A 25,542-nucleotide genomic window follows, 5' to 3' on the forward strand; every position below is an offset into this window, starting at 1 on the left:
GCTAGCCGTAAATCCACGGTATCAAAATCACGCACACGATCAGCACCAACAAGGTGAGCGGCGTACCGATCTTCACGTAATCGCTAAACCGATACTCACCAGGGCCCATCACCAAAGTATTAACCGGCGAGGCGACGGGTGTCATGAACGCGGCCGAGGCGGCAATCGCGACCGTCATCACAAAAGGGTAGGGGGAGAGCTCCAGCTGACCCGCGATCGTCAAAGCAATCGGAGCCATCAGAATTGCGGTCGCCGTGTTAGAAATCACCAGGCTGAAACCGGTCGTCAAGATGAACAGTACGGCAATAATCACTCGCGGGCCCGCGCCTCCCAATGCATTCATCAATAGATCGACCGCGAGCTCAATCCCCTTGGTCTTTTCTAACGCCACGGCGAACGGCATCATCCCCACGATGAGAAACACACTTTGCCAACGAATTGACTTGTAAGCAGTCTCGACATCGACGCAGCGAAATAGCCCCATAAGTAGGCAGCCAATTAGCGCCGCAATCGCGTTGGGAACCACGCTGAACACCATCAAGCCGACCATGACCGCCAGACTAATCAGTGCATAAATCGCTTGCGAGCGGGCCGGTGCTGCATCTTCGATCTCGACTGGCAGCGACAAGACAATGAAATCCAATTGCTGTGTCTGCATTAGGTGGATTTGTTTCCAAGGGCCGATTACCAACAAGATATCGCCCGGCCGAAGCTTCTCTTCGGTAACCGGTCCTTCGATAGCCTCCCCACCTCTTCGTAGTCCGATAACGCTCAGCCCATGCTCATTGCGAAAAGTGGCATCGACCAACGTCTTCCCAACCAGATTCGATTCGGGCGAAACCGCGACCTCCGCCATACCCACGAACTGCGACTGCTGCGTGAAGTAGACGCCTTTCAGCGGCAGATGCTTCAGCCCCAGATCTCGGGTAAAAGTTTCCAAGTCGTTCTCAGGATTCACCAGATCGACCAGCAAGATATCGTCCGCTTGAATCACCGTCTGCGCAACCGGATTCAGAACTCGCTTCTGCCCCCGAATCGTTCGTTGAATCCCAATCAGATTCACACCGTTTCGCTGTCGCAAGTCAACTTCGCGAAGCATATTTCCGACTAGCCGCGATTCAGGTGAGACTCGCAAACGAAATGCCCGCTTCTCAAGCCGATATTCTTCCACGAACGACACCAGCGTCCGCCGCCGAGAACGTTTCTGGGTTTCTCCGTCGGGTCGCTTCAACCAATGCCGGGCCACCAGCATGTAGCCAACACTCAGGACGAGAATCGATGCTCCCATCGGCGTAAATGCGAAGAAGCTGAAACCTTCGATACCTTGGCTTTCGAGCGCGCTATCGACAATCATGTTCGGCGGCGTGGCAACCAATGTCATCATACCGCTGATCAAGCCGGCGACGCTCAGCGGCATCATCAGCCGTCCCGGATGAATTTGCAAACGACCTGCCACGCTCAGAACCACCGGGATGAATATGGCCACAATCCCGGTCGAACTCATCACACTCCCGAGGATACCGACCGCCAGCATCAGCAAGACAACCAAACGAGGTTCGCTTTTCCCCGCATTACGAGCCAGCCAGCGACCAACTTGCAGGGCAATTCCGGTCCGCGTGATCCCCTCGCCGATGATGAACAATGCCGCGATCAGCACGACGTTGGGATCTGAGAAGCCAGCGAGCGCTTCGTTGACTGAAACGATGCCAAGCACCGGCAAGATGACCATTGCCGATAACGCCACGACATCCATTCGCGGCCAGTCGAGGATGAACAGCACAATGCAGATCAACAACAGAATTAAGACGATCGCCAGATCCCACGGCATCGTCGGCTTCTCCCAGAGGTCACTTCCTAGAAATACTGAGTGAGTGTTGATAGCAAAAAACAGAGTCGCAGAACAGTGGGAAACCGTTTACGGAATGCGCACGATTCGCGGAGTCGGACGATCACATGTCTATGAAACGATGAATCATGCCAAGCACCTTCAATGTGCTAAGACAGTCGAGCCATTTCGCTCTGCGATTACCTGCCACACAGCATGCACGGTCGACATAACGCCCAGCCATATGAAAGAACCAAGCCACACGTAATAGCCCATTAGCAACTCGTATCCATATCCGTCAGGCGAATCCGCAGGCAACATCAGCGGCTGCGACAGAGCAAACAAGATGGCCAACACGCTCACCAACATGGCGGCCTGTGGCTTTCCTTTCATGACGAACCAAGCAGCCAGCCAGGAAAGCGGGTTCGCCCACCACATCGGCAAACACCAGCAAAGCACCAGTGCACTGAGAAACGCTTCCCACCCCAACATCACGGCAGAATTTTTGCCTGCGGGAAGACAAAAGGCCGCCAGGTAGATCAGCCCGTAAAGCAGGACGACGAAATATTTGGCACGTTGCGTCATGGTGGGAATTGCCTGAGAAACACGACTTTGCAAGTCCAAGGAACGACTCATTCGGCAAGAGTAACTTCCTATTTCAATCGCATGAAAATTTGCCAATGGCGCACGAAGAAACCGCTAGAATTGCTCCCAGCGGTTCTTCTTATTTCTCGATATTTCGGATTATATCGACCGGTAATCCTAATTCTCGGACGAGCCCGCTGACTGTAACGCCTCGATGCCCTTGGTATAGAAGTGGACGTCTTGTTGTGGGTAAGGAATCGTGATGCCTTCTTCATCAAATCGGCGCTTCACGGCCCGAGTGACTTCGGTCTTCACCGGCCACCAATCGCTGGTCTTAGCCCAAGGTCGGCAAACGATGTTGACGGACGAATCCGCCAAGGCGTGGGTGACCACCTGCGGTGCGGGATCCTTGAGAACCAGTTCGTGATTCTCGACTACTTCCTTGATGATCTGTTCCGCTTTCTCGAAGTCGTCGTCGTAACCAATGCCGAATTCGAGATCGACGCGGCGGGTCGGGTTCGCCGTAATGTTCGTGATCACATCGTTCCAAATCGAGTTATTAGGAACGTGAATCGTCTGGTTATCAAAGGTGCGGAAGGTGGTCGAAACGAGATTCATTTGATGGATCACGCCGGTCACACCGCCTGCGGTGACAACATCGCCGACATCAAACGGTCGATTCACCAGAATCATGATCCCGCTCGCGAAGTTGCTCAACGTTCCCTGCAGCGCCAAACCGACAACCAAACCAGTGGCACCAATCGCCGCCACGATTGGCGTGATATCGATTTCGAGCGCCGTCAAAGCAATCGCAAAGCCAATCACCATCACCACATTCTTAATCATGCGGGCAATCAACGACTCCGCTAGGCGACTCAAACGAAGTCGCTTCTCCAACAGCCAATTGGTGAGTCGCTGAATGAGCTTAGCGACAATGTAACTAGCCAGCAGAATCAGCAGGAATTTTGTCAGATTCCAGCCCACCCGTTGCCCACCTTCCTTGGAGACAACCCAGCCGGTGATCGTGGCCCAAGTCGCGGCGAAATCAGAGGCGTCAACTTCGATACCAGCCACTGCGGTAATGTACTTTCGATATTCGTCGACCTCGCCACCTTTCCGCTGCAGGGAATCGAGGACGATCGATAATCGTTCCGCGATCGCGGAACGTTGATCCTGCAACATACTCACGTCGGCCAGAAAGTTTTCTTTGGTCTTGGAAGCAACCTGAGCTTCTTTTTGTTCGGCAGTTTGCTGTTCATCAGCGGGTGGTGCCTCAGCGGCAACCTCTTCCTTTGGCTGGTCTTCTTCTGACTTCTTCTTCGCGTCGACCATCCCGTCAACTCCTAGCTCTTTTTGAGCCGCGTCGACGATTTCCTTTTCGGCCTTCTTGGCTTCTGCTTCGGCCTTTTCCTTGACCGCTTGGGCTGCCTTAAGTGATGCCTTCGCAGCCTCGACATCTCCTGCTGACATAGCTTCGTTGGTCTTCTTCACCCCGAGGCGGGCGGCCGAGATTTGTCGCGATTTCACTCGTAACAGATCGAACCACGCTTTGGCTTCCCCTTCCAATTCCTGCTTCGTCAGTGGACGAACCATAATGATCAGTTGATCGACAGGAATGGTCGGATCGATCGTGGTGACCGGCGTGTAAGATTCGGTGGCTGAACTTTTTCCGTTTTCTTGCTCTTGACCAAACACTCCCGTCGCCGGTCCCAAAAGGACGAGCATTAGTGTGATCAGAATTGGAAGCCTCATGTCGTTTTCCCCTCAACATGGTTCTCGTCGATTTGCCAATGTAGCCACCCGGCAAGTATCCGCTCTTGGCAAGGTGCCCTTACATCTTGGGGCAACCTATATGGCAAGACAACCGCCGACTGTCTTGCGCGATCAGTAACGCGGGTGTGTTCCTCTGTACAGCAACTTCAATGCCGAACGATCTAACCCTGTTCGCAAAACAGAACCGCGTTTGGTCAACTCAGAAGATTGTTGCTTAAAAGAATAGAACCCGATTTCGGTCAACCAGCACTTTCACAAACGAGCTGCTGCCAACAAGACGGTATTCGCGCGGGAAGTAAACCGAGTAAGTCGCAGGGTGCGCGCGATCCCTTCACCCGTTATGTCCCGATTCACCCTTCGGGCGACTGGCCTTTCCACAGTTTCTCTTGCGTGGAAAGCTTTGCCGTTATCCAACGAGTATAGGCAAATAGATAGTCACTCAGGCGATTCGCATAGGCTAACACCCATGGTTCGATCGGGGCGACTTCATGACGACGCACCAACACGCGTTCCCATCGACGGCAAATTGTGCGGGCCACGTGGGCATGCCCATTCAACACACAATCGCCCGGAATCGTGAAGCCGTCGATCGCATCGAACAGCTCTCGATACCGATCGATCCGTCGTTCCAGGAACGAAACGCGCGGATCGTCCGCCGCCACGTATCGGTCGGCACTGACTGAAAGTGGTTGCCGGGCAGCCAGCACCGCGCCAGCTTCATATAGCGTATTCTGAATTTTTAAAAAAACTTCGTCGGTTTCCTCGGCGATCTCGTCACTTGGACGACTATGAGGATCGTTGGCGACCGCCCGCACAACGCCAAGATAGCTGATCAATTCATCCGATTCGCCGTACGATTCGACCTCGAGCGAAGCCTTCGAGACCTTCACCCCACCAGCCAGGGCCGTTTCTCCACCGTCGCCGGAACGGGTATAGATTCGGTGAATGTGAATCGACATCAAGCAGGTCTCCCGATTAAACTGAGCACACGTTTTCCCCATCATTGCAAATGCTCACTGCCAAGAGAATGGCGGTGTTGAAAGTGATCTGTCCGAGATGGAACTTAATATCTACACGATCATTGGTATCGCACTGCCAATTTTTCATTTGATGGGGCTCTTCACGGCGGTCGACGCCATCATGAAATCCCGCACCTCGCAAGGGGCAATCGGGTGGGCCTTGTTGCTGATCTTTATCCCGTACATCGCGTTGCCGTTCTATTGGATCTTTGGACGTAGCAAGTTCCAAGGTTACGTGAACACGCGGCGTATTCGCAGCCGCAGCATGAAGGACAACACGCAAACCTTTCGCGTGGTGGATTCTTCCGTCGTGGCCGACTTTGAACATCACCCGGAACTCCTGGTCCTCGAGCGTCTGGCTGACTTTCCGTACACGCACTCCAATTCGATTCGCCTTTTGGTCAACGGCCAGGCAACCTTCGATGCCATTTACGACGCGATTGAAGCTGCCAAAGAATACGTCTTACTGCAAACCTATATCTTCCGCGACGACGGAATCGGGGAACGCTTTCGCGAGCAGCTAACCCGCAAAGCAGGTGAGGGCGTACAGATTTATTTCCTATACGACGAGATCGGCAGTTATCAGCTTTCTCGAAAATTCATCGACGAACTTCGCGACGCCGGCATCCATGTCAGCGCCTTTCATACGACGCGTGGCAAGGGGAATCGTTTTCAATTGAACTTCCGCAATCACCGCAAGATTGTTGTCGTCGATGGCAAAGTCGCGGCGGTTGGCGGGCACAATTTTGGGGACGAATACCTCGGTCTTTCCAAGAAGTTCGGCCCTTGGCGTGATACCCATATCGAAATCCGCGGGCCGGCGGTCCAGGCGATTCAATGGTCGTTCCTGGAAGACTGGTACTGGGCATCTGGACAAACGCCGACCGTCAATTGGAATGAAGAACCTTCCGAAGAAGCTCCTCACTCGGCGCTGGTGATTCCGATGAGCCCAGCCGATGAACTGGAAACTTGCGGACTATTCTTTGTCCATGCGATCAATATGGCGCGCCGTCGTATCTGGATCGCGTCTCCTTACTTTGTACCCGACAAACAAGTTATCTGCGCACTGCAATTGGCAGCACTGCGTGGTTGCGATGTCCGCATCATGCTGCCTGAGCGGCCCGACCATTTGCTGGTTTATTTGTCCAGTTTCCATTTCATCTCGGAAACTGCGATTGCCGATCGCATTTCATTTTATCGCTATCAGCCAGGCTTTCTGCATCAAAAGGTCTTACTGGTCGACGATCAATTTGCCGCCGTCGGCACGGCCAATCTCGACAACCGATCGTTCCGCCTGAACTTCGAAATGATGGTAGCGATCGTGAGTCACTCGTTCGCGAAGTCGATTGAAGAAATGCTGTTGGCCGACTTCGAGCATTGTCGCAAGGTCGATCCGCATGAGCTCGAAGAACGCTCGTTCTGGTTCCGCCTGGCCGTCAGCGGATCGCGGCTGATGTCGCCAATTCAGTAGCACAGCCAGCCCCGCTAGCAACCGCATAACCGGCAGGATCGTCAAAGTTTACTTAACCGGACGCTTGTCAAAGGCCGAAAACGAGAAAGACGTTCTGCCTTATGGGAAGTCCATGGGTAGACGTCGCTCGTGATTCGATGACCTTGCTACCTGTCGATATGCGGACCGATACCATGCCCAAAGCGCTTCGTTCCAACTTGCTCGCGACCGTGACCCTCGCGACAACCGTCAGCGTTTCCGGCTGTATTTTCCCCTTCACTCGGGGCGGCCAAGCCAGTATCGACGACAAAGTCGCTGAGCTGGCAGCGGAAGGTCCGGCGGAAAAAGCAGAACCGCAGCTAGCAGACCTCCCGGCCCTCAATGCCCCGGGCGCTCAGAATCAGCCGACAGAGATCGCGCAGGCACCCCAAGGCAAGAAACAACTTCCTCCGTTTGCACGTTTTCTTAACAACATGCTCGGTGGCGGTTCCTCACAACCACAACCTACGGCGTCGCCAAACACGACGGCTGCTCCTACGGTAGCCGCGCAACCGCAGCCTGCTCCTGCGACTCCGCCAGCTACCGCTGAAATTACTCCAGCTGCCACTTTGATGGCCGACCAGTCGAAGCCTTCATCCACACCCAAGACGATTCCCGCACCGCCTAAAGAGTTGCCGCCGGTCGTGCGTGTCGAGGACCTTTCCGCCGCCGAACGTCAAGCAAAGCCGACGGCAAACCAAGGTCATGTGCAAGTCGTAACGCAGCCCAAATTACCGATCGTCATCGTTCCGAAGTCTAATCCCGCGGCAGAGACGACTGATGTGGTGAGCAAGTTTGCCGCCAAAGCAACGAAGATTGTCGAGGGCACACAATCGGAAGAAGAACGCCAACCGCCTCAACCGAAATCGGCCCCTCAGATCGCCGTTCAACCGACGCCAGAAGGATCAACGTTGGATGCGATGGCTCGTTCTCCATGGAATGAATCTTCGCTGCTGAAGAAAGCAAAGGCCAATTCTTCCAGCGAAACTACCACCCTGATTCATGCGTTGGACAGGGCCCTCGAATCGGTTGGCAAAGAAGAAGCCAACCCGGCGGTGACCACTTCGCCAAAGGCTCCTCAGGTTGCCGCCACCACATCCCCAACTCCCGAACCGGTGGCACCCAGCACGCCGCCTGAAGCAAAGACGGCTGCACCGCAGACGGTCGCTTTACCAGAGCCACGATTTGCGAGCCGGTTCACTCCACCGGCGCAAACACCATCTGGTACGAAAAATCTTGCCAACCCTCTTCGTTCCGGCAGCGGAAAGACCGACTGGTCAGGGCGCAGTTCAGGGGGTACTTCGCAGCAACCGAAGACCATCGTGAACAACAAGTTCAGCGAACCAACCACGGAACCTTCGCGTTCGTCGCAGTGGTCGGCAACGCTCGAACCAGAACCGCAAACTGAAACGACACGCAAAGGGGCCCAGGTTGTTGCAGCTCTACCGCCAGCACCTGCCAAGCCAGCGACGACAGTCAATCCTTATGCAGCTGAAGGCAGTACAGAAAGAAAAGAAGCTGCCCTGGAGACGACGCCTCCCACGCCTCGTACTCCACAAATGATCACGAATCAAATGGCTGCTCCAAGCAAAAAGTCGGTCGCTCCGAAGAAGGAAGATCTACCGAAGATCATCACCACCAACACAATTCACTTCGAGTCGTCGGTCGTCAACAAGTTGCAAGCTGCCCACCAACTTACCAATTGGGACTTCGAACCGCCTGCCCCCGAAGAGCAATTGCCGCAGATTGTCGAAGGCAAGGAAGAACCGAAAGTAGAGGCTCCGACGCCTCATCCGGCCCCGATCCCGACCATGCGACCGCGAACGACAATTAACACATTTATCGAGCGAGCACCCCAGCCGAGCATTCCTGCTCAACCAGCGGAACCGAAAACGATCGAGCCCAATCCTGCCGCGCCGCAGCCCGAGGAACCAAAGCCAACGCCTCAGCCGATTAAACCTCAGCCACAGGCGAGTGTCCCAAATGTTCCAGAAGCTTCTCCAGAACAAGCACCTGCTGAGCAGAACCCCGTTACTCCAACGCCTGTGGAAGCACCAGCAGTCGAACCTGCTGCGGCCAATGCTAACCCGGCCGCTCCGCCAGTAGTCGAACCACAGCCAGCTCCGAGTCAACCAACGTCGCGTTTCACCAATCCGGCTGGCCCAGCATTCCGCCCCCAGGTCGTACGTCCACCGGCCGTGCAGCAGCAACCTACAAGCGACGAATTGCTGCTCGAACCGACGAATCCGGCAGTGAATAGCGTTCCAGAAGTTGCCCCGCAGCCGGTCGCAGAGAAGGGGATTGCGAAACCTCTCGCGACACCAGTGCCAGCCGCTCAAGCAGAACCGGCCGCACCGCAAGCTTTCCGTCCCATGGCCGTAACACCACCCAGCCAGACATCGCAGCGCCCCGTTTCGCCGTCGACTCCTCCCCGTGGTGTTTTGATTCGTCCGGCTGAGCCAGCTCCGCTTGGGACATCGTCCAGCAGTGGACCAGCTTGGCGTCCCACGCCGGTTCCGGTCAACAAGGCCCCAGCAAAGTTGGCCCCGGTAATTCGGGCCGCAGAGGGTGTCCAGAACGCTGCTCCTGGACAAAGTGCGAAGACTTATATCATCGACTAAGGTCGATTACAGTTCGGCCCAGTGCACATCGGCACGGGTGAGCAAACGATCGGCAACCGGCACATAGTCTGGCCGGTTCTCGATCAGGAGTCGCGCGGCTTCTCGCAGCGGAATATTGCCACCAGACTCCATCCACAGCACCTTCGGCAATTTGGTCCCCATGGGGGAACTCCCGGAGAGGTGAGGAGCAGAAGCGGTAGCCTCCGTATTTTCCGCCACCGATTCAGGTAGGAACATCAAACGTTGCACGACTGGTCCCAGTTGCGTTAGTCGGCAATCATTCGAGGCGACGCGCCGCTTCCAATCGGGGCCGTCTTGCATCGAACTTAAGAATTGATTTTCGTTACCATCTTCGGTGGCGTTCCGACGAGCCAGATCTTTGCCGCATTCAAGCATGACGTCGATTAGCTTATCGACCCCATTACGCTCTTCGTGCAACAAATTACAAAGCCCGCCATGTTCGGCGTTTAAGATGTCGTCGACACTTTGTTCGAGGACGATTAACTTCTCGTGGAACTTCGGATCGCCGGTTACCGAGACATCGTCCAGGGCCAGCTTTTGTCGAATCTTGGTCTCTGCCATTTCCAGAGAGACGATCGTATTCTTCAGCCACATGTTGTCACGCATGATGGCCGTTCGCAGATGTTGGAACACCTGGCAACAAGCCAACACAATCACATTATGCGTGCGGAGCAAGGCATAGTTCAGCCACAACGCTCGCAGTTCTGGCAAACTAAGGGCTGGTTCATTGCTGCGATAGCCTCGCTTGTTCGTGCGATGAATTACAGGAAACAACGCGGTGCGAACCTTATCGATCTCAATCAGCGTTCGCTCGCCCATCGCACGAGCTTTCGATTCAAGTTCGTTCAAGTGCTGATCGACCACGCCTGACAACTGCTTCACGCCGCGGACACGGAACGTTGATTCGTTCAAAATCTCGTGAACCTGTCCCAGGATCACTCCTTGGAAATGTTGCGCAATTTGTCGAATATGGGGAGCAATCTCCGTATGTAACGAGACAGAAATCAACTTGCCCGGCTCCGCTTCCATGTTGGAAGCCCCAATCAACGTATCGAGCGAATCAAGCATTTGAATCGTCATTTCGGCCGATGTCGGCGTGATCCGAAGCGAACCGATCTCGTTGGCGAAACGACCGATTGTCTCTTGGAAGTAGTCTTCCGGACTGTTGCCAATCTCGTCCTCGACAACTTGCGTTACCATGTCGACGACCGATTCCAACCCAAAGTTTGCATCTTGGAAGATCTTAGCCGTCCGCATATCGAGAACATGTCGAAACTGTTCTGCCCTGGCCGAAGCGTGTTGATCGGTATCGTTCAGGTGAGCAAGTTTGCGTTGTTCTTTCTCGCCGTTGTTTCCCCCATGCCAGCGCTTGATCATTTCTAACGCGTAGTGGGCAGCGGCCAAGTCGAGGTGACCGCTCGAGCAAAGGGCTTTGCCGGCGAAAGCCCAAGCGGAAACACTGGGCCCTTTGGTCGGCTCGATCGATTCATCATCACGACATCGCTGGGCAACTTGTCGCCCTTCGTAGATGTTCATGTACAGAAGGTCGGCGATGTCGTGCAGATCGACGGGGATATTCCGCGTTTCTGGCTTGTTGCCGGTTTCGAGCAAAGTGATTTGCTTCGAGATATCTTGCGTCCAACGCTGCGACGGAATTTTCGTTACCGAATCGCCTGGATACTCGCCGGTGACTTGAAAATGGAACAATTCCCGGAGACAAGCATACGTATTGCAACGTGCCAGATCTTGTTGTTCGATCCCATTGGGCGAAGCATGGACCAACCATAGCGAAACATCGGCGGCGCTTCCGCCATGTTCTTGAACGACTTCCTGCGCCAACGCAAACGCGTCCCAAACCATCCCGCTACCGGTTCCGCCGCTGCTACTCATGACTAGCACCACGCGTGGTTTCGGTTGCCACGAATAGCTTTCACTCGCCGGATCCATGTTGTCGCGCGCTTGTTCCATCGCGGCGATCACGGCGTCATGAATACGCTCGCGCAAACGAGACGCATGATCAGCAAACGCCAGTCGACCGAGTGGGCGCATTCCTTCCGTCTTCAGCGAAAGGGGAATGTTGTACAGCCAACGACGACTCATCGACTTGGTCAACTGCCGCGAAAGATTGCGGTAAGCCTGCGGTCGACGGAGTGGCATTTCCAAGGTGGAAAGGGAAGGGGTGCCATTGGCAGCGCCGAGTTGGCCGGTGCTTTGCACCAAATCGTTGGTATCTGTATCGATCGCCACGCATTGACACCAGTGCTGTTCGGCCTGCGTCCCCACCAGTTCTAAACGACGATCGACGAAGTGCCGCACAATGCGGTTTCCGACACCACCAATTCCCAAGATCACGCTCGGTCGCAATTCGCGCTGCGTCCGATCATCGACGAACGGAGGCAACACCGACTGCTTGTGCGGCATGATCTCTTCCCAGACCTTGCTCGACCGGACCTGCCACTGGGCACTGTCGCGATCCATCCGAATCGTTTCGGGATCGGACGAGTCGCGTTTGGCCTCAGAGTCACTCGACTTCGTGTCGCTGCAGTTGATGGTCTTGGTATCGGTTTTCGACGATTCATCATCGTCCGCACCCGACCGCACCTGGGGAAGATGAGCGATGCTGTCAGCCGAGATCAACGCCTGGATCATTTCCGCACAACTGCGGTAACGTTCCTGCGGTTTCTTGGCCAACGCTTTCGATAAGATGTCACGATCGCGCGGCGGCATCATGTTCAGCCGTGGTGGGCTGTTCAAATGCTGAGCGGTCAATTGAGCGAGGTTCCGACCAGGGAAGGGGAGAGTGCCGGTCAGCATCTCTTGGTAGACAATCGCCAGACTATATTGATCACTTTGGCGCGACGGTTGATCGTTGAACACTTCTGGCGAAGCGTAGAGCGGCGTCAAGCCAGCCATCATCGAGGCGGTGACATCCTGGATACTTTTGACCAGCCCGAAGTCAGCCACCTTGGCATGGTTGCCAACAATCAGCAGATTCTCCGGCTTCACGTCGAGGTGCTGCAGCGAATGGACGTCGGTCATGTAGTCCAACGCTTCGGCCGAGTCGGCCAGGTAACGCAGCAGTTCGTCGCGGGGAATACCTGGCAAACCTTCTTTGCGGCAGGCGTCGAAGCGGTCTTTCAAACAGCAATCGGCCAGTTCGGTAACGACAACCAACTGAGCATCGATCACCTCGATACGTTCTAAGGAAAGAAGAAACGGATGGCGCAAGTCTTTGATGCGGTTAAGCGCCTTCAACTCGCGCGAAGCTCGAGCCTCGTCATGGAAGCCGAACACCAACTTGACGGCCTTCGAAAGACCACCTGGGGCGTCCGCGCGCCAGACTTCGCCGTAGCCACCGGCTCCGATTCGTTGTACGAGTCGATAGCCATCGATTTCTCGTACGGTTCCTGTTGTCTCGATCGACACGGTTAGGGACCTTATCTCGGGTCTGCGATTGCGATTATCGCAAGGAAATACCCACTTGGTTTATAGTCACGCAATCAATGCGTTCAGCTCTTTATCGCTTTAGACCTCACGCAAAAAAAGCTTGAGCGAGGCTCCTGGCCGGGCTTCCTTACCCATCGTCGACATCATGCTTCTTTTAACTGGCGAATCGTACCGCGGCACAAAACCCCATTTGCATCAATGCCTGCGAGTCAGGACTGTTGGGACCCGTTTGTGCGAGTGCCTTGCATCCACCAGCCGTGACTTCCGTAATGAACTCTTGAATACTGTTGGCAACCGCCGGACTTCGAGAAGTACCTGACAGTACACTCGAGGAAACACCGATGTAACTAACGTGCTCAAACGCGTCGGAAACAATCGGTGGTCGGACCTGATCAAGTCCGGTTGCTGCAAGTTGCACGCCCATCGCACGAACGTCGTCCACCAGGGCGTTATCGATAAGATTGGCTTCCCATAGTTCGACACTTCCTCCGAGCACCACATGGACGCCAGCCCCAAACTTGGTGCGCATCCAACCAACGGTCTCGACCAGGTCGGCTCGTTGTAGATCGTTTTGATCGACCTCGAGCAGCAGGAACCCGCTGGTCACTTCTCGTTCCAGCAGGGAGAACATTGCCGACACATGCTGCAGCATTCGCAGCGGTTTCTCCAAGACAGCCGTGTCGCGGAGGGGTTTGATTTCTTCGTGAGCTTGATATGCCTTGCGGAACAAGGGGCACCAGTAGCCGATGGTCTGCGAATCGGACAAGGTTTCGATCGGCGACAAGGCCGCATCGATCCGATTCAGCCCGGTCCACTGGTTGACGGTGCGTAAAGCTTGAATGAGTTGGTGGGGGTCTTCCGCTTTCCCGGCTGCTTGGGCCCGATCGTCCATCGCTAACGTTACGGTCTGACGCGTTGTTGCTGCGGATGGACAATGGAAATCGAACTCGAAGTCAGCGATCGATACGGTATCGCCGTCGACCAGGATATGTTCTTCGATTTGCTCGCCGTTGACGTAAACGCCATTCGTGCTGTGCAAATCGCGCAACAGGTAGCCGCTGCCGTGACGAACGACCTCGGCATGCTCACGCGATACTCGCCCTGATTCGACAGGCAAGTTGCAAGTTGCATTGCGACCAATTATGAACGGGAACTCGTCGATCATCGCTTTGGTTTGTTTGCCCGAAGCGTGATCGAGATACTCGAGAAAAATCGAGTCGTTTCCAGTTCTTGGAAGCACTTGGGTTTGCATGCGTCCTGACCCTGTTAAGCATTGAACTCGCCTGATCGTCGCAAAATAAGGTGCCCCGCGACGTTCATCGATATTGTTGGAAAAGGTGCCGCGTTGCGCTTTTTGCTTCGCTCGGCGGGGAAAAGCGGGTATGTGATACCCAAATCAACCATAGGTTATGAACGAAGAACGTGATTGGGAAATTTGCATTTCCATAGCGCAAAAACTTTCGCGGCATTTTTGGCACATCCAGAAAAAAGCAAAATCTATGTGGAAGCAAAGCAAATTCCCGAGCGAAATCGAACTATGTTTCCCATAGACGCGTGGGCGCTGGTTTGCGCACGGGTCGCTCATCTTCTCTTCTCGGGTAGCAGGTAGTTCCATGGTTGCACGCGCACTACGTATTGTTGTCGTATCGGAAGATCGTCAATATCTCCGCAATGGTTACGACTTCTTTGTTGCTTGCGGATACGAGGTCGAAACCCAGTGCGATACAATCTATCGCGAAACCGACCGATCGAAGAAGAACGACCTTCTGATCTACGATTACCTTGGCGGGCAGTCCAATTATCAACGAAACAACATCTACAAGATCGCCGTTGTCGCGGCCAATCGCCCCGATCACGTTCGCCAAGCGATTTCCGAAGGCGCCGACGATGTGGTCGTGCGTCCTGTAACGCCGGCGAAGTTATTGGTTCGCATCCGTGCCGCGGCTGCCATTCTGGAATCTCGAGTTACCCTGGCTCAGCAATTTGGACGCGATCCGCGCAATAACTACCCAGGCGAAGGCGCGTTTCTGGGAACCCTGCAACAAACCATCGAAGAGATCACCGTTCACGGCCACTGCGTCTGCGCAACGATGTTCTCGACGTCGACCGAAGATCCGCAGCGTTATCAAGCCTGGCTACAAGATTTGGTGGCAACCGCACTGCCAGATTCGCGCATCTTCGAACTTTCCGACCATCGGGTTGCCGTGGTGACCCCAGCCACCACACCGGAACAAGTTTCCGACTGGGCCGCCGAACGATTAGCGAGTGCTTCCGTGAGTGACACCACCAGTACCGACCAGCCCACATTGCGCGTTTCGGGTAGCTTCGTCACAACCCGCAACGAAACGACCTCGAGTCAGCAAATGGCCTTGGTTTTGAACGACCGCTTGCACCTCGCATTGAGCCTTGGCGAAGGGCTACTGATCGACGAGCCGAACGAAAACCAATGGCTCGCTCAGCAGCCGACTGGAAGTATCTTCGACGGCATGCGGGCTCGCGACATCATGCGTCCGACCACCGTGGAACTGCCTGATACTGAATCGGTCAGCTCCGCCTTGGAAAAGATGCGACTCTGGAACGCGGACATCGCTCCGGTTCTCAACGGCGAAGGTCAACCATCGGGACTCATTCGCCTCGACGACCTGGTCGAAGTGGAAGATACCTCCCAGCCGATCAGCCGCCACTGCCTGCCCAATGTGCCGAAGGTAGCGTGGGATGCCAACTTCGAGGAGTTCGTCGCGTTGTTCTCAACCAACGACTCCTCCTGGCTGGAAGTCCTGCAAGACAACCATCCTGTCGGCGTAATCCACTGCGACGATTTGACCTCGATGAACACCCCAGTCATGGTCTCATTGCCGTGATCAAAGGTAAATAAACTTCATAGCCCGTCGCGCAGAACGCCATCACCGTAGGCTGGAATGAGCGCCAGCGCATTCCAGCGGGCCCGTCATTCATCTGCCCATTGCGAATAAGATCCACTATTCCACGTCGCTCCATTCGTCGCGTTGCCAATGATCCGCGTTTCCCCAATCCGAGGAATACTCGCCTAACCGAACGTACCGATGAAAAGATGACCAAGGCCAGTCTTGAACCGACTTCACGAGACCATGTTTGAGTGGATTCACGTGCACGTAGTCAACACAGCGTTTCAAGTCTGCTAAATCACGGCACGTATGCTCATAGTACCTGCGTTGCCAAACACCTCGCTCGTGACGAAGCATTCGGCTCTTATTTCGCGTCCCTTCTTCACCTCCAGAAGCGAGCCAAGCACGTGAAAAGCGAGCCTTGATAAGATGCCATCGCTTTGAGTAGTCGGCGTCGCGCGATGGAAGTTGCCAGATACAATGCAAGTGATCCGGCAATAACACGATGGCCACAACATCGAATGGCCATGCAACGCGTGTCTTTTGAAACGCGTTGCGCAATGCTTGTCTCGCTAGCGGTGTGGTTAGAAACGGAGCTCGCTCGTGGGTCACATGCGTGAAGAAGTAAAGACTTCCAGAGTGTGAGCGGACGTACTTACGCATTCCCAACCGTTTAGCGACTGCATCAACATTATGCCAAAGGGGCTTGCTGGAATGCGCTTTCGCTTATTCCAGCCTACGTAATTACCGGCCTACCACATCTTACCCATCAATTCACTGCGTCTAATCGTTCCCTGCCACAACTGTGAAGTAGCTACCAACCACCAGATCGAAATACTCCGGCCGCATTTCCATCGGAAAGCCTTTGTAGACGCAATAGTTGCGGATCTGGGTTAGCAAGTCGCGTGGTTGGCAGCGGCGTAGCGGGCGTTTGTGTGGCTTGTAGTGCTTTTCGATCAGGTGCGTCACGGCGTCTTCATCACAGCGGCAGCCGAACTGCTTCGAGAAGATTTGAAAGAGCGTTTGGAACTCTTCGGGCGAAGCATCTTCCACTTCGATCTTATATGGAATACGTCGCAGAAACGCGTCGTCGGTCAGGTCAGACGGTTCCAGGTTGGTCGAGAAGATGATGAGCTGTTCGAAGGGAACTTGAATCTTTTTTCCGTTGGGAAGGGCGAGGTAATCAACACGGTTTTCCAGCGGCACGATCCAGCGATTGAGCAGTTCCTGAGGCTGCATCCGCTGACGTCCAAAGTCGTCGATCAGTAAGCTGCCGCAGTTGCTTTTCATCTGCAGCGGTGCTTCGCAAATGTTGTTAATCGGATCGAAGCGGATTTCCAGGCTATCCATGGTTAACTCGCCACCCACCACAACGGTCGGACGCTGAATCTTGACCCAGCGATGATCGAAGTTGTCGGCCTTGATGATACTGTTCTCTTCCTGGTCGACCGTTTCATGAAAGGCCGCATCGAACAGCTTGATAAACTGACCATCTTCGACGATCGTTCGTGGAATCCAAATCTCCTGGCCATAGCAAGCGGTGATCCGTTTGGCGAGGGTCGTCTTGCCGTTACCTGGAGCCCCATAAAGAAACAGACCAGCTCCGGAGTTCACGGCCGGTCCCAAGCGATCGAACATCCCTGGCTCGACGGAAAGCCCCTCGAAGGCACGCTTCAGGTCTTCTTCCTTGGGGGTTTCATTCCGGACCGATTGAGCCTCAACCGAAGTGATGTAATCGTCCAGCGATACCGGGGCCGGGCCGAAGTAGGCGCACGAATGCATGTAGTTTTGGGCCCGAGTCCGTCCCAGATCGGTCAGCGTGTAGGTGTAATCGTTCAGCGGTGCGGAGCCGCAGTGTGTGATCACCTGGCGCGTTCGCATCGAAGTGAGGATTCCCTCGACGACGCCAAACGGCAAACAGATGTGTTCCGCCATCTTGCGACCGCTCATCGAACCGATGTTCAGCAACAGTTTGCAAAGGATTGATTCGACCAGCGTTTGCGATAACTGAGTGTCTTCCAGCGTTTTGGGCTCTTCCGGACGAAAACCATCATCTGCTAGCAGAGCGGCAAGAAGACCTGATTTCAGCTCGGTACTGACCATCGTTATATCTTTCGTCGTTGAATCGATCGCAAGCTTGGAAGGAAAACGGTATAGGCATAGACCTCAAAAAGTGTAGGTCGCAGGTCGAGCACGGCCTGGGAATGGGTCGTTTTAGCGCTAAATGTACGGTATTTTCCGCTTTTTTAAGCGCATCTCCCAGGTGTCGGTTGCGGCATAAACAACTACATGCCCGAAATTCATGGCGCTAGCATTCAACATATGGGAATCCATGACCTAGTCTTGACTCTGCGACGATAATAGGACGTACAACGAGTTGGCAGAATCATATTTCTTGCCAGGCGTATTCATGGTAGGTTTCACAAAACCATTTCCCATGTGAGTTGAACCATGGCCAACGAAAAAGCCAAGCTACTGCTGGAGAACGCCAGCGACTACTTCGAGCGGATTACCGCCATTCAATCGGCCCTGCAATTGGGCATGCCGATGGAAGATATCGAGGACTACCTCGATTGGCTGCGGTTGCTTCGTTCCGAAAAGTGCGAGATGGCTTCGTCGCAATAAAGACGAGCGTCCGGCGGTCACATCTGTAATCGCATGGCGACGGTCTGACTCGAGCGCCCGGATCATCTGCTAATCGATCGCCACGAAAAGTCGAACACCGCTCTTTCTTCTCTGGAGCCTGCCACGACGGGGCATCGTTATCTTCCAGAGTGTGCCGTAAGAGCCGGCACTTGCAGAAAAACGCCTCTTCCAGCCTAGTCCATCTGCTCTAATTGCTTGAGCATCTCGATCGCCTGCCGAGCGTTCTGCATGCCACCGATCCGCTGAATGAACAGTTGGACACCCAACAATTCGCTCGGTGATAGCAAGTCTTGCCCGTACTCCAGAAGAATCTCTAGCTCGTGAGCAGGCAGGTTTTCGATCTCGACCCTTGACAGCATGGAAGTATCCAATCCGTATCCAATTCTATGTCCAAATCCTTGGCGTTAACTATCGTGATGTATCGGAACGAACCAGGGATGGAGTTAGTATCGCATCGCCAGAGGAGGCCTTGATTGGACAGATTCTCTGCAGCTGATAACCACTTATCGGATTGACCGGTAAAACCTGTGCTCTCTGATAGCATGACGGCCGCTAGTGCATTCGCTGATCGTGCATGCGTTTTGGCCTACATTGGTCGTAAGTCCTTTTCCCGTCAGCACGAGCGCAACTACTAGAACCCTCCTAATTCTGCCTTGCGGTGGCAGCGGAAGGTCACTACTATCTGCCCGCTCTCCCTCTGCCTATCCGTTGGAAAGGAATCGAACGAAGTGACCTCACCCGAAATCCTTGGCCAGTTTATTCCGCTTCATTACCACTACGACATGCTGCGGGATAACTACCGCATGACCGCCTTCCAACAGGCGATTTCCCAGACGGTTAAGCCAGGGATGACGGTCGTTGACTTGGGTGGAGGAACCGGAGTTCTCTCGTATTTCGCCGCGATGGCCGGAGCCAAAGTCTATTACGTCGAGCGAAATCCTGAGCTGGTCGCCGTCGCTGAGCGGTTCGTCAAAATGAACAATGTGACCGACCGAGTAACGATCGTTCACGAAGATGCCGCCCAGTTCGTGCCACCCGAACCAGTCGACGTGGTCACTTGCGAGATGTTGCATGTTGGCCTGGTTCGCGAAAAGCAAACCGAAGTAATCGCCGCGTTCAAACGCAATTACACACAAAAACACGGCCCCAAGCTTCCTCGCTTCATTCCAGAAGCGTCGCTGTTGGCATTGCAGCCGGTCATGCAAACGTACGAGTTTTCCGGTTTTCACGCGCCGGTACCGCTGTTTCAGCCTCCCGTCGCCGAGATGCCTGGCACGACCGAGCTTGGCATGCCAGCCCTGTATGAAACCGTTCTTTACGATTCCAACTACCAGCACGAAGTGAACTGGAAGGGAATTTTGACCATGCAGCATGCTGGCACATTGAACGCCTGGCGTTTGGTCACCAAGAATGTGCTTGCCATCCTGGTCGAGCAGCAAACCGAGGTCTGCTGGCACAATCAATACTTGGTGGTACCGCTGCAAGAGTCGCTCGAGGTGCAAATCGGCGATCGTGTCGAAGTCGAAATCGCCTACCAATTCTGCACCGAACTGACCGACTTGTGGGATGGCATCACGCAACGCATGCATGTTCCCTTTGGACAGAAAAAAATCGCCGCGTAAACAGCATCGCGCGTCGGGTGTCGATACCCCCCAGCCAGCTTTCGTACGGTCCGATTCCCAAATCGATTTGCTGGTAACGATTATACGGAAACTGCTGGCCGTAGGTTTCCTTCTGTCAACGCTTTGGTCGATGGACATCCGGTTGATCTGACCTAGGTTTTCTTAGCTTTTCGCTTTCCGTTGCCTTGCCTTGAACATGCAAGCGACACGAATTGCGATTCGATCGAAGCTAAGTACCTTTGCAGATTGACGTGCGATATGACCACAGACAAACCAGGAGCGTTTGGCCTCTTGGCTTGGATCTGCCCTCTCTCGTTGGGCACGATCCTGGCTTTGACAACCGCTGCTTACTTCGTATTTCCAGCTGGATCTTCGCTTCCTGTCATGGTTGCGATCGGCGGCACAACCGTCGCATTGGGACTGTCGATCTGGAAAGCGACCCTCTACCAAAAGCTGTCCAATCGCCTCTTCGACCTCCTGCAAGACTTCGTCAACGCCTCGGAAAACGAGCTCGAGCCGGAACGTCTTCAACAGCGTCTGCAAGGTTCCAAGTTCTCGCCGCGGGCCAAAGCCGCCCTACGCGAGATTTATCGGACAATCCATTCCGATCGCGAACAGTTGTTCGAACTACAACAACGCACCGCGAGCGCCGAAGTACGTATCCATTTAGCCGAATCGCGTGCGGCTCAAATCAATTGGGTGATCGAGGGGCTAACTGAGCCCGTTTTAATGGTCAATCAGTATGGCGAGCTGGCACTAACCAACCCTGCCGCCGTCAACTTGCTCGGTATGCAAGACGCCCAGATAGGCAGCCCGGTTGAATCATCTTTAAACTGCGATGCCCTGGTGCAACTTCTCCATGAAACACGTCGTCGTAAACTCAAGTCGTCTCGGGTCGCCGAAGTTGAGCTGGCCGATCCTGACGGCGAGAAGCATTGGTACCGAATCACCGTTAACACGGTTTCGGAAGGAGAACATGAAGGCGCCTCAGATAGCGGTTTCGGAGCCGTTGCTGTGATGCGTGACATTAGTGGTTACAAGGCCATTCAGCGCCGCAACGCGGAATTCGTCTCGGCTGTTAGCCATGAAATGAAGACTCCTTTAGCCGGAATCAAGGCCTACACCGAACTCCTGGCCGACGGCGAGGCGGAAGACGAAGAGACACGAGACGAGTTCCTGGGCGTGATCAGCGGTCAGGCCGATCGCCTTCAACGTTTGATCGACAACCTCTTGAACTTGGCCCGGATCGAAGCAGGCGTCGTCAGCGTGAGCAAGAAGCCTCGTTCGCTGAACGACCTTCTGGAAGAAGCATCCGCGATCGTCCAACCAACGGCCGAACAAAAGAACATCACCCTGAACGTCGAGCTGAGCCCCATGTATCTGGGTGTGCTCGCCGACCGCGATATGATCCTGCAAGCCGCGATCAATCTGCTTTCCAACGCCATCAAGTACACGCCCGACGGCGGAACGGTCACCTTGCGCAGTCGCATGATGGACCGCGAAGTTCACTTCGAGGTGGAAGACACCGGCGTTGGTCTGAGCCCAGAAGACTGTGAAATGGTCTTCGAGAAATTCTATCGCGTGAAGAAAGACCAAAAGATGGCCTCGGGTACGGGCCTTGGCCTGCCACTGGCCAAGCACATTGTCGAGGACGTGCATGGCGGCACCCTCACGGTGAAAAGTGAATTAGGGCAGGGAAGCACGTTCCAAATCGCCTTGCCGACGGTTCAAGTGATTGAACACGCCAACAGCTAAGATTGTCCCCCACACTTACATCGATAACGAGGAAAGTCGCATGTCCGCTAAAGTCATTCTTGCCGACGACGAAATGCACATTCTGCGCGCCGCCGAGTTCAAACTGAAACGAAGTGGTTTCGATGTGACCTGTGTCGAAGATGGACAAGCTGCTTGGGAAGCCATTCAAGAGGCACGACCTGACATCTTGATTACCGATTACCACATGCCACGCATGGACGGGCTCGAGCTTTGTCGTACCGTTCGTCAAAACGAAGCGACCGCCGACCTGCCAATCATCATGCTGACCGCGAAAGGCTTCGACCTTTCGGGCGATGATAACGAAACGGCCGAACTGAACGTCGCCGCCGTGTTGGCCAAACCGTTCAGCCCGCGCGGCCTGGTGCAGTGCATTGAAGAAGTGTTGGAAACCGGCACGTACGTTCCCAGTGTGGCCACTTTCTAAGCGAAAATTCGACACCTGATGAATCTGTCCACGGAAACTTTCGGCAACGTCATGGTGGTCCACACTCCTGAAGAATTAGGAGAGGATCAGGCGGAGAACGTGCGCGGATTCCTGGAAACGCGCGATCGCAAGAATCTGATCGTCGACTTGGACGGCACCGAGACTATCGACAGCGTCGGCCTGGAAGCATTGCTCGACGTGCAGGATACCCTCCGTGAAAAAGGAGGCGATCTCCGCATTGCGACCACCAACTATGCCAATCGCAAGATCTTGGAAGTCACCCGCCTTGATTCGATGCTGGAAGTGTTCGACAGCGTGATCGAAGCGGTTAAGAGTTACGCCTAAGCCGTGATGAAAGGATGCCCATGGACTCGATGATGACACCCACGCACGCTCCACCGCGACTCGGCAATCTGCTGATTCGCCGCGGTTACGTCACCGTCGAGCAGCTTGAAGAAGCGTTGGCTTATCAAAAAGCTCGCGGTCGTGGCAAGCTGTTGGGCGAAATCTTGGTCGAACTTGACTTCTGCGCAGAAGACCAGGTCATCGAGTGTCTGGCCACCGAATACGGTGTGCCTCATGCCCGCTTGGAAGCGCGCTTGTACGACCCCAAAGTGGTCGACTTGCTTCCTCGCGAATACATTGAAAAAAACAGCATCTTCCCGTTGTTCAAGATCCGCGGCGTGTTGAGCGTTGCCCTGGCGGAACTCTCGAACTTGTTCTTGATCGAAGAAATCAAGAATCAAACGGGGCTCGAAGTCCAAATCGTCGCGGCATCGACCAAAGATATCCGCCGCATGATCTCGAACCTGCCCGACTCGCGGGTGTTCGTGATCGACGACATCATCGAAGACAATAACGACACCGAAGTCACGCTGATCGAAGAAGCGATCGAGGACATCGGCGACGTCGAGGAAATCGCAGGCCAATCGCCCGTGATTCGCCTGGTCAACTATGTCGTCTACAACGCAGTGAAAGAAGGGGCGAGCGATATTCATATCGAGCCGGCCGAGCGCTGCATGCGGGTACGTTATCGAATCGACGGCAAGCTGCACAAATCGCTGGAAGTGCCCATCCATTTGCTCAACGCCGTGAGCAGCCGTATTAAGATCATGGCCGGCCTCGACATCAGCGAGCGGCGTTTGCCCCAAGATGGTCGTGTTCACGTGATGCTCGATTCTCGTAAGATCGACTTGCGTGTGAGCACGTTCCCCGGCAACCGTGGCGAGAAAACGGTGATTCGTGTTCTCGATACCAAGAAGGTCACGCTCGTTCTTAAGAACCTGGGCTTCGCCGAAGATATTCTCACGCGTCTATCGGCCAATGTGCATGCTCCTAACGGCATCGTGCTGGTGACCGGCCCGACCGGTAGTGGTAAGTCAACCACACTCTACGCGGCGCTCAACGAGATCGCCACGATGGAGAACAATGTTTGTACAGTTGAAGACCCGATCGAATATCACTTGCCGCTGATCAACCAGTTCCAAGTGCAGGAAAAGGTCGGCCTGACGTTCTCGGTCGCTCTGCGAACCTTATTGCGGCAAGATCCCGATGTGATCATGGTGGGTGAAATCCGCGATGAAGAAACGGGCCGAACCGCAATTCAAGCCGCGCTTACCGGTCACTTGGTGCTTAGCACCTTGCATACCAACAACGCCCTATCGGCCGTCACCCGCTTAGTGAACATGGGGGTCGAACCCTACTTGATCGGGGCCGCCCTCAACATGGTTCTCGCTCAGCGACTCGTTCGTCGCATCTGTCCGAAGTGCAGTGAATCGTACGAACCCGATCGCAATCTTCGCCGAGCCCTGGAACGGATGGGCTATGAAATCGATTCGTTCCGCAAGGGAGTCGGTTGTCGTGCTTGCCGTAATACCGGATACAGCGGACGTATCGGCGTGCACGAACTGCTGACGATTTCAGATGAACTGCGTGATGCCATCGTCAACGGCGCTTCGCTGGCCGACATGCGAAGAATCGCTCAGGCCAACAACTCGCTCATCGGTATGCAGTTGGACGGCTATCGCAAGGTGAAAGAAGGAATCACAACGGTCGAGGAAATCATTCACGCCACCGGGGATATCGTCTATTAACGTCGCTTCCGTTGCCAGCAATGGCAAAGGGACCACGCGAGAACGAAACCATGCAAACATTCGCCTATCAAGCCAAAGACTCGCTCGGCCATGTTCACGATAGCTCGATCGATGCCGAAAGCGTCGAGGAAGCCCGGGCGTTGCTTGCTAGCGACGGCATGCAAGTCGTTTCGATCGAACCGGAAGTCTCACTCGGATTCTCCCTCGGCGGATCGCGGATCACACGCAACGACATTATCTACATGACCAGCCAGTTGTCGGTGATGGTCGATACCGGTATCAACCTGTCGTCTGCTTTGTCCGGGATTGCTTCACAGGAAAAGAACGAAGCCCTCAAGAAGCTGATCCTCGACTTGAAAAAAGATGTCGAAGGGGGTGAAGACTTCTCGCTCGTTCTTTCACGCTATCCGAAATACTTCGACCAAACGTACGTCGCCCTGATTCGTGCGAGTGAACAAACGGGTCTCATGGGCGAAATGCTCGAGAAGATCGCCCGCTATCTTCGCAAGGAAGCGGAAACGCGTGGCAAGATTCGGGCTGCGCTGGCTTACCCAACCGTGATGATCTGTCTGGCCTTGGGCGTGACCATTTTTCTTTTGACGTTCGTGCTGCCTAAGTTCGAGCCGCTATTCAATCGCAAGGGAATCAAGCTGCCGACGCCTACGATTATTATGATGAAGACGTCGGACTTTCTTTTGAACTATTGGCCCTACTGGGTGCCAGCGTTGATTGCGCTGCTGATCGGGTTTCTGATCTTCCGTCGTAGCGAGCCAGGCCGAAACATCCTGGATAGCGTGAAGCTTAATTTTCCGATCATTGGTCCCATGATTCGCAAAGTGGCCATCGCTCGAAGTCTGAACACCTTGGGAACACTCGTCCGTAGCGATGTCCCGATGCTGCAATCGTTGGAATTGACCTCTCAGGTTTGCAACAACAGCCACTACTCGAAGATGTGGAAAGATGTCATCGAAGCGGTTACCTCTGGAAGCCAGATTCATGAATGCTTGCGGAAGAGCCAGCTTATTCCGTCGACCATTGTGCAAATGATCGCCGCCGGTGAAGAAACGGGCCGCCTGGACGATGTGCTCGATAAGGTGAGCACGCACTACGAACATGACGTCGACATGTCGATCAAAACGACCACCAGCTTGATCGAACCGATCATGATCGCCGTGATGGGGGTTGTGGTGGGGGGCATCGCGATGTCGCTGCTCCTACCGATCTTCCAGCTCAGCCGAAATGTGTAACGTCAGCGGCGTTGTTCCTAGCTGCCAGCATTTCGCTGAACGCACACACACTTCCACGCCAACTGCGCAAGGTCTAACGGGGTGGGCCGC

The 25,542-nt window shown here is 54.5% G+C and carries 19 protein-coding genes; 10 read left to right on the forward strand and 9 right to left on the reverse strand.

Annotated elements, in window-relative coordinates; genetic code table 11:
* Position 1: 1 nt before the first annotated feature.
* The 4 genes from C5Y83_RS11715 to C5Y83_RS11730 form a co-directional block, all read right to left on the reverse strand.
* Complete coding sequence (locus C5Y83_RS11715) at positions 2-1,828, reverse strand: SLC13 family permease (protein ID WP_105329928.1); 1,827 nt, start codon at positions 1,826-1,828, stop codon at positions 2-4.
* 159 nt (positions 1,829-1,987) lie between these two features.
* Positions 1,988-2,461, reverse strand: a complete 474-nt coding sequence (locus C5Y83_RS11720; protein WP_105329929.1) for a hypothetical protein — start codon at positions 2,459-2,461, stop codon at positions 1,988-1,990.
* Between the two features lie 126 nt (positions 2,462-2,587).
* Positions 2,588-4,162 (reverse strand): mechanosensitive ion channel family protein, encoded by a 1,575-nt coding sequence (locus C5Y83_RS11725; RefSeq protein WP_105329930.1) that lies wholly within the window; start codon positions 4,160-4,162, stop codon positions 2,588-2,590.
* Positions 4,163-4,533: 371 nt separating this feature from the next.
* Complete coding sequence (locus tag C5Y83_RS11730) at positions 4,534-5,142, reverse strand: cob(I)yrinic acid a,c-diamide adenosyltransferase (RefSeq protein WP_158262327.1); 609 nt, start codon at positions 5,140-5,142, stop codon at positions 4,534-4,536.
* Positions 5,143-5,239: 97 nt separating this feature from the next.
* Between C5Y83_RS11730 and cls the strand changes: the two genes are divergently transcribed.
* The gene (cls, locus tag C5Y83_RS11735) at positions 5,240-6,673 is read left to right on the forward strand and encodes a cardiolipin synthase (RefSeq protein WP_105329932.1); all 1,434 of its coding nucleotides are present in this window, start codon (positions 5,240-5,242) and stop codon (positions 6,671-6,673) included.
* A 101-nt stretch (positions 6,674-6,774) separates the two neighbouring features.
* Positions 6,775-9,312, forward strand: coding sequence for a hypothetical protein (locus C5Y83_RS11740; protein WP_105329933.1), 2,538 nt, complete (start codon positions 6,775-6,777; stop codon positions 9,310-9,312).
* Between the two features lie 6 nt (positions 9,313-9,318).
* Here C5Y83_RS11740 and C5Y83_RS11745 read toward each other — a convergent pair whose 3' ends face one another.
* Entirely contained in the window at positions 9,319-12,759 is a 3,441-nt protein-coding gene (locus C5Y83_RS11745) for a protein kinase domain-containing protein (protein ID WP_105329934.1), read from the reverse strand.
* A 175-nt stretch (positions 12,760-12,934) separates the two neighbouring features.
* Entirely contained in the window at positions 12,935-14,032 is a 1,098-nt protein-coding gene (locus C5Y83_RS11750) for an FHA domain-containing protein (RefSeq protein WP_105329935.1), read from the reverse strand.
* 361 nt (positions 14,033-14,393) lie between these two features.
* Between C5Y83_RS11750 and C5Y83_RS11755 the strand changes: the two genes are divergently transcribed.
* Complete coding sequence (locus C5Y83_RS11755) at positions 14,394-15,641, forward strand: CBS domain-containing protein (protein ID WP_105329936.1); 1,248 nt, start codon at positions 14,394-14,396, stop codon at positions 15,639-15,641.
* 117 nt (positions 15,642-15,758) lie between these two features.
* Here the strand turns inward: C5Y83_RS11755 and C5Y83_RS11760 are convergent, their stop codons facing one another.
* Together C5Y83_RS11760 and C5Y83_RS11765 are read right to left on the reverse strand one after the other, a co-directional pair.
* Positions 15,759-16,307: an REP-associated tyrosine transposase gene (locus C5Y83_RS11760; RefSeq protein WP_105329937.1), complete on the reverse strand. Its 549-nt coding sequence runs from the start codon at positions 16,305-16,307 to the stop codon at positions 15,759-15,761.
* A gap of 120 nt (positions 16,308-16,427) precedes the next feature.
* Positions 16,428-17,747 (reverse strand): AAA family ATPase, encoded by a 1,320-nt coding sequence (locus C5Y83_RS11765; RefSeq protein ID WP_233207196.1) that lies wholly within the window; start codon positions 17,745-17,747, stop codon positions 16,428-16,430.
* Positions 17,748-18,095: 348 nt separating this feature from the next.
* Between C5Y83_RS11765 and C5Y83_RS29410 the strand changes: the two genes are divergently transcribed.
* Positions 18,096-18,269 carry a hypothetical protein gene (locus C5Y83_RS29410; protein ID WP_158262328.1) on the forward strand — a complete coding sequence of 58 codons (174 nt, stop codon included), beginning with the start codon at positions 18,096-18,098 and terminating at the stop codon, positions 18,267-18,269.
* A gap of 194 nt (positions 18,270-18,463) precedes the next feature.
* Here the strand turns inward: C5Y83_RS29410 and C5Y83_RS11770 are convergent, their stop codons facing one another.
* Complete coding sequence (locus C5Y83_RS11770) at positions 18,464-18,649, reverse strand: hypothetical protein (RefSeq protein WP_105329939.1); 186 nt, start codon at positions 18,647-18,649, stop codon at positions 18,464-18,466.
* Between the two features lie 369 nt (positions 18,650-19,018).
* Between C5Y83_RS11770 and C5Y83_RS11775 the strand changes: the two genes are divergently transcribed.
* From C5Y83_RS11775 to C5Y83_RS11800, 6 genes are all read left to right on the forward strand, one after another.
* Positions 19,019-19,912 (forward strand): methyltransferase domain-containing protein, encoded by an 894-nt coding sequence (locus tag C5Y83_RS11775; protein ID WP_105329940.1) that lies wholly within the window; start codon positions 19,019-19,021, stop codon positions 19,910-19,912.
* Positions 19,913-20,170: 258 nt separating this feature from the next.
* Positions 20,171-21,667 (forward strand): sensor histidine kinase, encoded by a 1,497-nt coding sequence (locus C5Y83_RS11780; protein WP_105329941.1) that lies wholly within the window; start codon positions 20,171-20,173, stop codon positions 21,665-21,667.
* A gap of 40 nt (positions 21,668-21,707) precedes the next feature.
* Entirely contained in the window at positions 21,708-22,112 is a 405-nt protein-coding gene (locus C5Y83_RS11785) for a response regulator (protein ID WP_105329942.1), read from the forward strand.
* Positions 22,113-22,130: 18 nt separating this feature from the next.
* Complete coding sequence (locus C5Y83_RS11790; protein WP_105329943.1) at positions 22,131-22,457, forward strand: STAS domain-containing protein; 327 nt, start codon at positions 22,131-22,133, stop codon at positions 22,455-22,457.
* Positions 22,458-22,477: 20 nt separating this feature from the next.
* Entirely contained in the window at positions 22,478-24,205 is a 1,728-nt protein-coding gene (locus C5Y83_RS11795; RefSeq protein ID WP_233207197.1) for a GspE/PulE family protein, read from the forward strand.
* Positions 24,206-24,255: 50 nt separating this feature from the next.
* Positions 24,256-25,452, forward strand: coding sequence for a type II secretion system F family protein (locus C5Y83_RS11800; RefSeq protein WP_105330763.1), 1,197 nt, complete (start codon positions 24,256-24,258; stop codon positions 25,450-25,452).
* The last annotated feature ends 90 nt before the right edge of the window (positions 25,453-25,542 follow it).

The sequence above is a fragment of the Blastopirellula marina genome (assembly GCF_002967765.1).
Lineage (GTDB): Bacteria > Planctomycetota > Planctomycetia > Pirellulales > Pirellulaceae > Bremerella > Bremerella marina_A.